Source organism: Pelobium manganitolerans (assembly GCF_003609575.1).
Taxonomy (GTDB): Bacteria; Bacteroidota; Bacteroidia; order Sphingobacteriales; family Sphingobacteriaceae; genus Pseudopedobacter; species Pseudopedobacter manganitolerans.
In genome coordinates, this window is the sequence record NZ_MBTA01000028.1 from 106,091 (window position 1) to 118,740 (window position 12,650).

The following is a 12,650-nucleotide window of genomic DNA, read 5'->3' on the forward strand; positions in this document are numbered from 1 at the left end:
AATGTCAGCTAACACAACATCCTTTAAACATGTAAGCTACTTGTGGGACGAGGCCGAGGCGGCCAAACTTGCAGGTGATGAAGTAGCCTTGCTTATATACAGATCCAACTTGTTAGGAGCAGATTTAAGGCTCACTAACTACGGTGGTGGCAATACATCGTGCAAGGCGATGGCAAAAGACCCGCTTACCGGTAAAGAAGTAGAGATTATGTGGATCAAAGGTTCGGGTGGTGATATTGGTACTTTGAAGAAAAGCGGATTGGCAGCCTTATACGTAGATAGGCTAAGAGCTTTAAGAAACATTTACCGCGGTATTGAGCACGAAGATGAAATGGTAGAGCTTTTTAACCATTGCATTTACGATTTAAATTCAAAAGCGCCATCAATTGATACGCCTTTACACGGCTTTTTACCTTTCAAGCATATAGATCACTTACACCCAGATGCAGCCATTGCCATCGCGGCAGCAAAAGACGGTGAAAAAATAACTCAAGAACTTTTTGGCGGAACCATAGGTTGGGTGCCATGGCAAAAGCCAGGTTTTGATTTAGGCTTGCAACTAAAAGAATGCTTAGACAAAAATCCTGGAATCCGTGGAATTATGTTGGGCTCGCACGGTTTGTTTACTTGGGGCGATACCGCTTACGAAAGTTATATAAACACGCTTGAGGTTATTGAGCGATGTGCGGATTACCTTGAACAAAACTATGGCAAAAAAGGTCCGGTTTTCGGTGGGCAAAAAGTTCAGAGCCTAATCAAGGCCGACCGTTTAAGCAAAGCAGCAGAAATAGCTCCAATTTTGAGAGGTTTTTGTTCTAGCGAACGTTCAATGGTGGGGCATTTTACAGATGACGATCGCGTTTTGGAGTTCATCAACTCAAATGATTTAGACCGTTTAGCACCAATGGGAACCAGCTGCCCAGATCACTTTTTAAGAACCAAGATTAGTCCCCTGGTTTTAGATTTGGCTAAAGACGAGGATTTAAGTGATGTAAAAGCGGTAAAAGAAAAATTAGCTCCGGCTTTTGATGCTTACCGTAAAATGTACACCGATTACTATAACACTTGTAAGCACGATAACAGTCCCGCAATCCGCGATGCCAACCCAGTTATCATCATTTATCCGGGTGTAGGGATGTTCTCTTTCTCTAAAGACAAACAAACTGCGCGTGTGGCGGCAGAGTTTTACACCAACGCCATCAACGTAATGAAAGGTGCCGAGGCAGTGTCCGAGTACACCTCTCTACCACGCCAAGAAGCTTTCAACATCGAATACTGGTTACTAGAAGAAGCAAAATTACAACGTATGCCAAAGCCGAAAGCTTTGTCTGGCAGGGTTGCTTTAATTACCGGTAGTGCGGGCGGTATAGGTAAAGCTATCGCACGTAAATTTGTAGAGGAAGGTGCTTGCGTTATTTTAAACGATATGAATGCCGAGCGTTTAGCCGAGGCAGCGGAAGAGTTTAAAAAAGACTTCGGTAAAGATGCTTACGCTACCGCAGAGTTAGATGTAACCAACCAGCCACAAATTGAAGTAGCTATGAAAGCAGCTGCTTTAAGCTTCGGCGGTGTAGATATCATTGTTAACAACGCAGGTTTGTCTATTTCTAAAAGCATTGAAGACCACAGCCAAAAAGATTGGGATTTATTGTATGATGTTTTGGTGAAAGGTCAGTTTTTGGTAACGCAAGCCGCAACCGCCGTAATGAAAAAACAGGGCATGGGCGGCGATATTATCAACATCGTAAGTAAAAACGCCTTGGTAAGCGGGCCTAATAACGCCGGTTATGGCAGTGCAAAAGCAGCCCAACTGCACCTTAGCAGGTTAAATGCGGCAGAGCTTGGCGCCGATGGTATCCGGGTGAACGTGGTTAACCCAGACGCGGTAATCAGCGACAGCAACATTTGGGCTGGTGGCTGGGCCGAAGGCCGTGCTAAAGCTTACGGTATTACTGTAGACGAGTTGCCTGCTTATTATGCAAAACGTACCTTGCTAAACAAAATCATTCTTCCGGCAGATATTGCTAACGCCTGCTTTGCTTTAACAGGCGGTTTGCTGTCAAAATCAACCGGTAACATGATTAATGTTGACGGTGGCGTGGCAATGGCTTTTGCAAGATAGAGCCTCACCTAAACCCTCTTAAAAAGAGAGGAAACTTAAGCGAGATATTTTAATTAACATTGCCCCCGCAAGGGGGCTTAACATCCAATTATGAGATTAGATCAAAAATTAATTGAAGAGCACAATGCAGCCTTGGCGGGTAAACACCAAAAAAAACTGGCTTTTTTCTTAGAAGAAAACGAGGGTGCAAAATCCCTTATCCAAAAACTTAAAGATTTCCAGATAGCTATTCCAAGCTGGGCTCTAGGTACTGGTGGCACACGTTTCGGCCGTTTTTCTGGTGGTGGCGAGCCTAGCAATTTAGAGCAAAAGATGGAAGATATTGGTTTATTACACCAGTTAAACCAATCAAGTGGCGCTATTTCATTGCACATCCCTTGGGATATTCCAGAAGATGCAGAGAAAATTATGAGCTTGGCAAAATCCTTAAACTTAAAGTTTGATGCCATGAACTCTAACACCTTCCAAGACCAGCCTGGCCAAAAATACAGCTACAAATTTGGTTCTTTGCAAAACGTGGATAAAAACGTGCGCGACCAAGCCGTAGCACATAATATCGAGGTAATTAAGCACGGCGTGGCTTTGGGTTCAAAATCTTTGACCGTTTGGTTGGCAGACGGTTCCAGTTTTCCGGGCCAGCTGAATTTCCGCGAGGCTTTTGAAAATACATTAGCCAGCTTAAAAGAGATTTATGCGGCATTGCCAGAAGATTGGAAAATGTTTGTAGAGTACAAATCTAACGAGCCAAACTTTTACTCAACAACCGTTGCAGATTGGGGGCAGTCATTGCTTTATGCTTCTAAACTAGGTCCAAAAGCCTATACTTTGGTTGATTTAGGGCACCATTTGCCAAACGCTAATATTGAGCAAATAGTTTCTTTATTGCTGATGGAAGGTAAATTGGGCGGTTTCCACTTTAACGACTCTAAATATGGCGATGATGATTTAACCACCGGTGCCATTAAACCTTACCAATTGTTCCTCATTTTTAATGAGCTGGTAGACGGTATGGACCACGCGGGTATAGATCATGCAAGCGGTTTGGGATGGATGATAGACGCATCGCACAACGTAAAAGATCCTTTAGAAGATTTGTTACAGTCTGTAGAGGCAATTATGATGGCTTACGCACAGGCATTGCTGGTTGACCGGAAAGCTTTAAAGGCCGCGCAACAGAAAAACGATGTAAGTTTGGCTCAAGAAATTTTGCAACAAGCTTACCGTACGGATGTTCGCCCCTTAGTAGCCGAAGCCAGATTACAGGCAGGCGGTGCTTTAAACCCTATAGATTTATTCCGTTCGGCTAAAGTGCGCGAAAACCTAATTAAAGAAAGAGGATCGGAAACTAAGGCTACGGGACTTTAAAGGAGATACGAGGCATGAGATGTGAGATTTGAGAACTTGTAAGACTTTCAAATCTCACGTTTTTGTTTCTTTTGCGTTAACGATAGAAGCAGCATCCTTTTTTGTGATCCTGAGCGGAGTCGAAGGATAGGCAAAAAAGATACATCCGCCAGCTGGCGGATGTGTTAAAAACGCCCAAATTATATTTCGGATATGTTTGTGAATATTTCGGCTCTCATATCTCACGCCTCAAATCTCACATCTAAATCCAAATTAAAAAATGAAGATCCCAGTAATAGCCATTTTCGACATCGGCAAAACCAACAAAAAGCTGTTTTTGTTTGATGAGGACTACAAAATTGTTTTTGAACGCTCGGCAAGATTTATAGAGACCAAAGACGAAGATGGCGATGCGTGCGAGAATTTAGAAAGCCTACGTTTATCTGTTTTTGATTCGTTGCACGAAGTATTGCGCAACAAGCAGTTCGACATTAAAGCCATCAATTTTTCTACTTACGGTGCAAGTTTGGTGTATGTAGATGAGCTTGGCAAACCTTTAGCACCGCTTTATAATTATTTAAAAGCTTATCCACAAGCGCTTCAAAATGAGTTTTACGCTACTTACGGTGGCGAAGAAGCCGTAGCGGTAAAAACAGCTTCACCGGTTTTGGGTAGCTTAAATTCAGGTATGCAGTTTTACCGCATCAAGCACGAAAAGCCCGAGCTATTTGAAAAAATCAAATATGCGTTGCATTTGCCGCAGTATATGAGCTCTATCATTACCGGTAAAATGCACAGCGATATTACCAGTATTGGTTGCCATACCAATTTTTGGGATTTCGAGAAAAACGACTACCATGCTTGGGTTTACCAGGAAGGTTTGGCCCAAAAGCTAGCGCCAATTTTTCCGGGCGATGGCGTCATGCAATCTACTTTCCCTAGCGAAAATTATTTGACAGGCGTTGGCCTGCATGATAGCTCTGCGGCTTTAATTCCCTATATCGAAAGCTTCAAAGAGCCTTTTATCTTGCTTTCTACGGGTACATGGTGTATCAGCTTAAACCCCTTTAACAGCCAGTCTTTAACCAAAGCCGAGCTCGATAAGGATTGTTTATGTTACCTCTCTTATCAAGGCAAACCCATTAAAGCTTCACGGGTTTTCTCGGGTTTCGAGCACGAGCAGGAAGTAAAACGCATTGTAGAGCATTTTGGCACTAACGCGGGCAAGTACAAAACCATTAAGTTATCTTTACCAACTATTCAGAGATATTTGCCGGATCAAAATTTGGCAGCCTATTTTGACGGTTTGCCCGATGATTATTTTAATTTTGCAAATACAGATTTGCAAGGTTTTGTGGATGATGAGGAAGCTTACCACAACCTAATTTTTACCTTAGTGTTTAAGCAGTACAAGTCAACTCAATTGGTTTTAAAAAACACATCCGTAAAGCGGATTTTCGTGGACGGAGGTTTTTCAAAAAACCAGATTTTTATGAATCTCCTGGCGATGGTTTTTCCGGAAATAGAAGTTTACGCCGCATCAATGGCGCAAGCAACCTCAATGGGCGCAGCAGTTGCCATACATAAACACTGGAACACCAAACCTTTGCCAACAGATATGATAGCACTAAAGCTCTTTGTATCGCCGGTAAAAAATTAATAAAAGCCTTTGGATGCCCATCGCTTAGCCAAGCTTTGGGCATTTAAACTCTAAAAAAGCCGGCAACATTTTTTAACAAAATCGGGAGAGATGAGCCCCATCATGGTTTTTGGGAATGATAGCAAAGCCGTGATTTTACCTAAATGGGCAAGGCGCTATCTCCAGTAAAAATCAATTTCAAGCAGATGAAAGTTGCTTTATTTATTCCCTGTTATGTAGATCAGTTTTTTCCTAATGCCGCCATAGCCACCCTACAGCTTTTAGAGAAATACGGTTGCGACGTTACTTACCCGAAAAACCAGACCTGCTGTGGCCAACCTATGGCTAACTCGGGCTATGCCCATCTTACCGGCGGTTGCGACCGCAATTTTGTTGATAACTTTAAAGGATTCGATTACATTGTTGCCCCCTCTGGCAGTTGTGTACTGCATGTAAAGGACCACCTGCATGATGAACGTTTCCCAGAAGAAGCTGCTAAAATTAGAGCCACCACCTATGAGTTGGTTACTTTTTTAACAGACGTTTTAAAAGTAGAAAGCTTCGATGCTAGCTTCCCTCATAAGGTAGGCATCCACCAAAGTTGCCACGGTTTAAGAGGGCTAAAGCTGGCACAAATGAGCGAGCTAACAGCCGCCCCTTTTTCAAAGCCAGTGCACTTGCTAAACATGGTGAGTGGTATTGAACTGATTGATTTGGGAAGGGTAGACGAATGTTGCGGCTTTGGCGGTACATTTTGTGTAGCCGAAGAAGCCGTATCGGTAAAAATGGGAAAGGACCGTGTTGCTGATCATACTTTGCATGGCGCCGAATATATTACCGGTGTGGATATGTCTTGCTTAATGCACATGGAAGGCTTGCTGCACCGCGATAACAGCGCCGTTAAGGTAATACACATTGCAGAGATTTTAAACGGAGGTGTAAGATGAAAGTAGCAGACCACGCCCAAAGGGCAAAAGAATTTAATAAAGATGAAAAGCGAGTTGATTGGCACGATGAAACATTATGGTTTATCCGGCAAAAAAGAGACCGCGCATCGCATAACATCCCGCAATGGGAAGAACTGAGAAACACAGCATCCCAGATCAAAAACCACACACTCTCTAACCTGCACCATTATTTGCAAGAATTTGAGCGCAATGCGCAGGCAAACGGCGTAACCATACATTGGGCTGCAAACGCAGAAGAGCATAACAACATTATTTTAAAGCTTTTGCAAGAGCGTAACATTTCGCAAATGGTCAAAAGCAAATCTATGCTTACCGAAGAGTGCCATTTGAATGATTTTTTAGGCGACCACGGAATTGAGGTCATCGATTCTGACTTGGGCGAGCGTATTGTGCAGTTGGCAAAAGAACCGCCAAGCCATATCGTATTGCCCTGTATCCATAAAAAGAAAGAAGAAATTGGTGAACTTTTTCACGAGCATTTAGGTACGCCAAAAGGCAGTGCAGACCCGCAGCTGTTAACGGAAGCCGCGCGCCAAAGTTTACGCAACGTATTTCTAACACGTAAAGCCGCCCTTACCGGGGTTAACTTTGCTATTGCAGAAACAGGCGAATTTGTGGTTTGTACCAATGAAGGTAATGCCGATATGGGTGTGCATTTGGCAGATATCCATATTGCCAGTATGGGTATAGAAAAATTGATTCCACAACGCAGGCATTTAGGCCTGTTTTTACGGCTATTAACCCGTAGTGCAACCGGCCAGCCTATCACTACCTACTCGAGCCACTTTGCCAAGCCTGCTAAAGGTAAAGCCATGCACATTATTTTAGTGGATAATGGACGTAGCCGCCAATTAGGCCGTCCAGATTTCCGCGCTTCTCTAAAATGTATACGCTGTTCGGCTTGTTTTAACACTTGCCCAGTTTACCGCCGCAGCGGTGGGCACAGTTACAATGCGGTAATTGCGGGGCCTATCGGCTCCATTTTATCGCCAAATTTCGACATGAAGAAACACGCCGATTTGCCTTTTGCATCAACGCTTTGCGGATCCTGCAGTAACGTGTGTCCGGTTAAAATAGATATCCATGATCAGCTGTACAAATGGCGCCAGGTAATTGTACAAGAAGGCTATGCAGATCCTAAAAAAACCGTTGCTATGCAGGTGATGGCAAAAACTTTAGCATCGCCAACCATGTACCGCATAGCAGGTAAAGCGGCGCGTACTACACTAAAATACGCTCCTTTCGTGGTAAACAATAAGTTAAACGCTTGGTATTTACACCGCGATATGCCCGAGGTACCAAAATCATCCTTTGGCGAGTGGTACAGCAAAAACAGAAAGAACAATGACTAGTAAAGAGCAAATATTAGCGGCGGTAAAAGCAAGTCAGCCAGATTTGAAAGAACTGCCGTCTTTAGATTTTTTTTATCAAGATAACTTAAATCAAGACGAAGATTTAGCACAGTTTATTGAAACCGTTGAGTTTATTGGCGCAAAAACCTATCGTGTAAATAGCTACGAGGAAATAATAGCCCAGCTTCAGCAAGATTTTGATTTAAAAGGCAAGCGCGTAATATCTCCTTTAAACGAATTTAGCACCATAGCCGAGAAATACACCGGCGCCGATAACCACACCTTGGCCGATGCAGAACTGATAATTTTGCCTACCCACTTTGCAGTTGCCGAAAACGGGGCCTGTTGGATAGATGACCATCTGTTTGACGAGCGTTTGATGCTTTTTATACCGCAACACTTGGCTTTTGTGCTAAAAAAAGAAGAGGTAGTGCCCACCATGCACCGGGCTTATGAGCGTATCGCCGGTAAATCTTATGGTTATGGCGCTTTTGTAGCGGGGCCATCTAAAACTGCTGATATTGAACAGAGTTTGGTTTTAGGCGCACACGGCCCGCGCAGTTTACGCGTGTTTATAATCTAGCAGCTAAAATTATTTGTTCGTCCTTAAAATTTAAAAGGCATAAAAAAAGCCCAATCTTTTCAGATTGGGCTTTTTAGTATTATAGCATGGCTATAAAATCATCAAATAAATATCTCGAATCATGCGGGCCAGGAGATGATTCTGGGTGGTATTGTACCGAGAATGCGTTTTTCCCTTTTACCCTGATCCCTTCAATCGAATTGTCGTTTAAGTTTACGTGAGTAATTTCTACCTTGTCAGATTTTTTAATATCATCTGCCACTACACCAAAACCGTGGTTTTGAGAGGTTACCTCACATTGATTTTTAATAATGTTTTTTACCGGATGGTTTAAGCCGCGGTGACCGTTAAACATTTTTACCGTGCCCACACCGTTTGCTAAAGCCAATAACTGGTGTCCTAAACATATACCGAACATCGGCTTATCCGAATCTAAAATTTCTTTTACCGTTTCTACCGCGTAAGGCATTGCCGCCGGGTCGCCAGGGCCGTTAGATATGAAATAGCCGTTAGGGCTCCATTTTTCCATCTCTTCAAAAGAAGTTTTCGCCGGGAATACTTTAGCGTAAACGCCACGTTCAGAAAAATTTCTCAAGATGTTTTTCTTTACCCCCAAATCCAAAACTGCAACCTTAACCTTTGCGTCTTTATCGCCTACAAAATAAGGTTCTTTGGTGCTTACTTGTGATGATAGTTCAAGGCCGTCCATGGAAGGCACTTCTGCTAATTTTGCCTTTAGCTCGTCAATATCTAAAATCTCTGAGGAGATAATGGCATTCATCGCACCTTTATCTCTAATATGTCTTACCAATTCGCGGGTATCAACATCAGAAATACCTACCAAATTCTCGTCCTGAAAATAATCTTGGATGGTTTGGTCGGCTTTTTTTCTGCTGAAAGGGATGTTGAAGTTTTTACATACCAAACCGGCAATTTTTATATCGCCCGATTCGGTTTCTTCTGTGGCAACGCCATAGTTTCCAATGTGCGTATTGGTAGTTACCATAATTTGCCCGAAGTAGGATGGGTCGGTAAATACTTCTTGGTAGCCCGTCATGCCGGTGTTAAAACAGATTTCTCCAGTAGTGGTGCCTATTTTTCCGGCTGCTTTGCCATGAAAAACTGTTCCGTCTGCTAAGAGAAGTACCGCCGGCAATTTGGTGTAGTTTGCGCTCATTTTAAGAAATTTTTTGGTAATGGATGCTTTGAAAAACGATGAAAATAAGGAATTAGACTTCCGTGGATGTTAGGATAAAGAAATGAGAACTTCTTATTATTCATCTCGGGGTGCAAAGTTAGGTGTTTGCAGGCAAAAATCCGATAGTGTGTTAAGATTTTTTTAAATTTTATGCCACGTTCATTTTTATACCTTTGTAGCATACCAAACATAAAAAAGGGCCATGTCGGTACATAAAGAGCTAAAAAAGGTAACCACACACCGTTTGCAAGAGATGAAAAATAAGGGCGAAAAGATTGCGATGCTTACCGCTTATGACTATTCTATGGCAACTGTGGTAGATGAAGGCGGTATTGATGCAGTGTTGGTTGGCGATTCGGCGTCTATGGTGATGGCTGGTCACGAAACTACTTTACCTATTACTTTGGACCAGATGATTTACCACGCATCATCGGTTATCCGTGGTGTAAAAAGGGCTTTGGTGGTGGTAGATTTGCCTTTTGGCTCGTATCAAGGTAATTCTAAAGAGGCCTTAAACTCGGCAATCCGCATTATGAAAGAGTCTGGTGCGCACGCCGTAAAATTGGAGGGTGGCGGAGAGGTAGCCGAATCTATTGAGCGTATTGTAGCCGCGGGCATTCCGGTAATGGGCCACTTAGGCTTAACACCTCAGTCTATCTATAAATTTGGAACCTATACGGTACGCGCAAAAGAAGAAGCAGAGGCAGAAAAATTGAAGAAAGACGTTTTGCGTATACAACAAGCAGGATGTTTTTCGGTGGTTTTAGAGAAAATACCCGCAGCCTTAGCGGCAGAAGTTACTCAAAGCCTAAGCATCCCAACCATTGGTATCGGTGCAGGTCCGCATTGCGATGGCCAAGTATTGGTAGTAAATGATATGATTGGACTTACCAAAGGCTTCCGCCCGCGTTTTTTAAGGCAATATTTAGATTTGTACAGCCAAATTAGTGGCGCTGTACAAAATTATGTGAACGACGTTAAAAGCAACGATTTCCCAAACGCAACAGAGCAATACTAATTGGTTGGTTTTTTAGTTGATTAGGTGTTGGTTTGTCAGTTGGTTAGGGGTTAGTTTGTTCGCGAGGGAAGTCAGCGATTTAGCAAAGTCTTGGTTCTTTTATCTTCGTTCTTTTCTCTCTAATTCGTGTCATTGTTCTCTGCTCTCCAATTCACACCTGCTTTAAAAAATCGATATTTCGCTTTAAGCCTTCGTATTTGGTGCGTTTCACCGGCGATTTTTTAAACACCTTTTGGAAAACCTCGGTGGTAATATCTTCCCATTCATGCTTTTTGATGTGCAGCAAATCTGGATGGGGCTGAAACGATGGTTCTTGGTTAGGTACCGAAAAGCGGTTCCAGGGACATACATCTTGGCAAACATCGCAACCAAACATCCAGTTATCCATTTTTCCTTTAAACTCGCCGGGCAATTGCTCTTTTAGTTCTATAGTGAGGTACGAGATGCACTTGCTACCGTCAACCACGTAGGGGGCAACAATAGCATCGGTAGGGCAGGCATCGATACAACGCGTACAGCTGCCGCAATGGTCGGTGGTAAAAGGGGCGTCTTCTTGTAAATCCAAATCAACAATCAGCTCGCCCAAGAAGAAAAACGAACCATTGTTTTTAGAAATCAGGTTGGTGTTTTTTCCGCGCCAGCCCAAGCCGCCTTTTTGTGCCCAGGCTTTATCCAATACCGGTGCCGAGTCTACAAAAGCTCTTCCGTTTACTTCGCCAATTTCTTCAGTAATAAAATTTGTTAAAGCTTTCAGTTTGTCTTTCAACACGTAATGGTAATCCATCCCATAAGCGTATTTCGAAAGTTTAGGTGCCTTGTCATCAGCCTGTTTGGCCGGTGTAAAATAGTTTAAAGTAACAGAGATGATGCTTTTTGCATCGTCTACCAACAGGCGCGGATCCAAACGTTTGTCAAAATGGTTGTTCATATAATCCATTTTGCCGTTAAAATCATTTTTAAGCCAGTTTTCCAGCTTTGGGGCTTCTTGCTCTAAAAATGTAGCTTTAGAAATCCCGCACGATGAAAAACCTAAACGAAGTGCTTCGGTTTTAATCATTGCGGCGTATTTTTCTTTTAAGTTGTACACTTTTATAACAATTCTTCAAAAACTTTTCGGATACTATCGGGATAGGTGAGCAGGTACGTGCGGATTCCCATTGCAGCGGCAGGTTTCAGGTGCTGCGGACTGTCATCAATAAATAAGGTTTCTTCTGCTTTTAAGTTGTTTTCATCCAGCACTTGTCTAAAAATCTCGGGGCTAGGTTTGCGTTTGCCTACCAGGTGCGAATAATAGATTTTTTCAAAAAAGCCTTCGTTGCCTTCTAAATCAAATTTTTCTTTTAAATGCTGGTGCACCCTTGCTAAATGAATTTCGTTGATATTGCTTAATAAAAACGTGCGGTATTTTTCTTTCAACTTTAGCAAAAGCTCATGGTTGCCATCCATTACACCAATTAATAGCGCATTCCAAGCGTCATCAATTTGTTGATCACTCAATGCGTCGTTATCGGCGGCTTTTCTAATCCCGTCTCTAAATTCGGCAGCGCTGATGGTGCCGGTCTCAAACTGGTCAAATAACGATGAATGCCCTTTGTGCGCAAAAAAGCTTTCTACATTTTTTATTCCCAACTTTTCAAACGCTTTTTGTGCGCGCGGAAAATCAATTTCAAAAATTACGTTGCCATAATCAAAAATGATGTTCTTTATTCCTTCTAACATTTTTTGGTGCTGTTTCATCATAAAAAAAGCCATTCCGATTACAGAAATGGCTCTTCAATTGTTTTTTCGCTGGTTATTTAGCTGCTTCTACCTCGCCTTTAATGTAAAGCATTTTTAAAGGTGTTTTAGAGTTTGAGGTGATTTTTACAAACTTATTAAACGGTGCAGCTACAGCCGCATTATAAGTTAAAGTGATAGAACCGGATTGTCCTTTTAATACAGGCGTGCCTTGTTTAGGCTCTACACTAGGTACGGTACATCCGCAGGTAGATTCAACCGCGGTAATAATTAAAGGCTCGTTACCTACATTGGTGTATTTAAAAACAAAAGACACCGGCTTTCCTTGTGGCACTTTGCCAAAATCATGAGTTTCCTCGTTAAATTTAAATTCGGCTTTGTTGTCTTGCATCGCTGTAAAAGCGATAAAACCCATAATCACCGAACATAATAACAGAATCTTTTTCATCTTTTTAATTTGTTTTTTGTGGTGATGAAACTTTAAGGCCAAAAACCTCAACCCTTCATCTAAATTGTTGTTTAAAACGTGTTTGTGCTAAATATCTTATCGTGTGTGCTGTGTATACGGATGTTTTCCACAAATTGTTTACCCAAATATAGCTAATTAGGTGGGCGTGTCAAATTTTTTTAAAGCATGGCGCTTGTTTTAGGGCTACAATTATTTTTCTATTTTTGACTTTTGAGCCTCT

11 protein-coding genes are annotated in these 12,650 nt (G+C 42.3%); 7 read left to right on the forward strand and 4 right to left on the reverse strand.

Features of this window, described 5'->3' with window-relative positions; all coding sequences use genetic code 11:
* Position 1 precedes the first annotated feature (1 nt).
* The 6 genes from BCY91_RS15210 to BCY91_RS15235 all read left to right on the forward strand — a co-directional run bounded on the left by BCY91_RS15210 (position 2) and on the right by BCY91_RS15235 (position 8,008).
* On the forward strand, positions 2 to 2,122 hold the full coding sequence (locus tag BCY91_RS15210; RefSeq protein WP_120182899.1) for a bifunctional aldolase/short-chain dehydrogenase: 2,121 nt from the start codon (positions 2 to 4) through the stop codon (positions 2,120 to 2,122).
* A gap of 90 nt (positions 2,123 to 2,212) precedes the next feature.
* On the forward strand, positions 2,213 to 3,487 hold the full coding sequence (locus tag BCY91_RS15215; protein ID WP_120182900.1) for a sugar isomerase: 1,275 nt from the start codon (positions 2,213 to 2,215) through the stop codon (positions 3,485 to 3,487).
* Positions 3,488 to 3,746: 259 nt separating this feature from the next.
* A complete protein-coding gene (locus tag BCY91_RS15220) occupies positions 3,747 to 5,126 on the forward strand; it encodes an FGGY-family carbohydrate kinase (RefSeq protein WP_120182901.1) in 1,380 nt (459 codons plus the stop codon).
* Positions 5,127 to 5,311: 185 nt separating this feature from the next.
* Positions 5,312 to 6,052, forward strand: a complete 741-nt coding sequence (locus BCY91_RS15225; RefSeq protein WP_120182974.1) for a (Fe-S)-binding protein — start codon at positions 5,312 to 5,314, stop codon at positions 6,050 to 6,052.
* Complete coding sequence (locus tag BCY91_RS15230; protein ID WP_120182902.1) at positions 6,049 to 7,425, forward strand: lactate utilization protein B; 1,377 nt, start codon at positions 6,049 to 6,051, stop codon at positions 7,423 to 7,425. Before BCY91_RS15225 ends, BCY91_RS15230 begins: the two co-directional genes overlap by 4 nt.
* Positions 7,418 to 8,008: a LutC/YkgG family protein gene (locus BCY91_RS15235; RefSeq protein ID WP_120182903.1), complete on the forward strand. Its 591-nt coding sequence runs from the start codon at positions 7,418 to 7,420 to the stop codon at positions 8,006 to 8,008. The genes BCY91_RS15230 and BCY91_RS15235 overlap by 8 nt, the downstream gene beginning before the upstream one ends.
* 79 nt (positions 8,009 to 8,087) lie before the next feature.
* On the opposite strand, the gene carA is transcribed toward BCY91_RS15235, so the two are convergent.
* Positions 8,088 to 9,185 carry a glutamine-hydrolyzing carbamoyl-phosphate synthase small subunit gene (gene carA, locus BCY91_RS15240; RefSeq protein ID WP_120182904.1) on the reverse strand — a complete coding sequence of 366 codons (1,098 nt, stop codon included), beginning with the start codon at positions 9,183 to 9,185 and terminating at the stop codon, positions 8,088 to 8,090.
* Between the two features lie 223 nt (positions 9,186 to 9,408).
* Here carA and panB point away from each other — a divergent pair, with 223 nt between their 5' ends.
* The gene (gene panB, locus BCY91_RS15250) at positions 9,409 to 10,224 is read left to right on the forward strand and encodes a 3-methyl-2-oxobutanoate hydroxymethyltransferase (RefSeq protein WP_120182906.1); all 816 of its coding nucleotides are present in this window, start codon (positions 9,409 to 9,411) and stop codon (positions 10,222 to 10,224) included.
* A 151-nt stretch (positions 10,225 to 10,375) separates the two neighbouring features.
* Here the strand turns inward: panB and queG are convergent, their stop codons facing one another.
* The 3 genes from queG to BCY91_RS15265 all read right to left on the reverse strand — a co-directional run bounded on the left by queG (position 10,376) and on the right by BCY91_RS15265 (position 12,409).
* A complete protein-coding gene (gene queG, locus BCY91_RS15255) occupies positions 10,376 to 11,281 on the reverse strand; it encodes a tRNA epoxyqueuosine(34) reductase QueG (RefSeq protein ID WP_120182975.1) in 906 nt (301 codons plus the stop codon).
* A gap of 32 nt (positions 11,282 to 11,313) precedes the next feature.
* Positions 11,314 to 11,943, reverse strand: coding sequence for an HAD family hydrolase (locus tag BCY91_RS15260; protein ID WP_120182976.1), 630 nt, complete (start codon positions 11,941 to 11,943; stop codon positions 11,314 to 11,316).
* Positions 11,944 to 12,016: 73 nt separating this feature from the next.
* Positions 12,017 to 12,409, reverse strand: a complete 393-nt coding sequence (locus BCY91_RS15265) for a DUF1573 domain-containing protein (protein WP_120182977.1) — start codon at positions 12,407 to 12,409, stop codon at positions 12,017 to 12,019.
* Positions 12,410 to 12,650 lie beyond the last annotated feature (241 nt).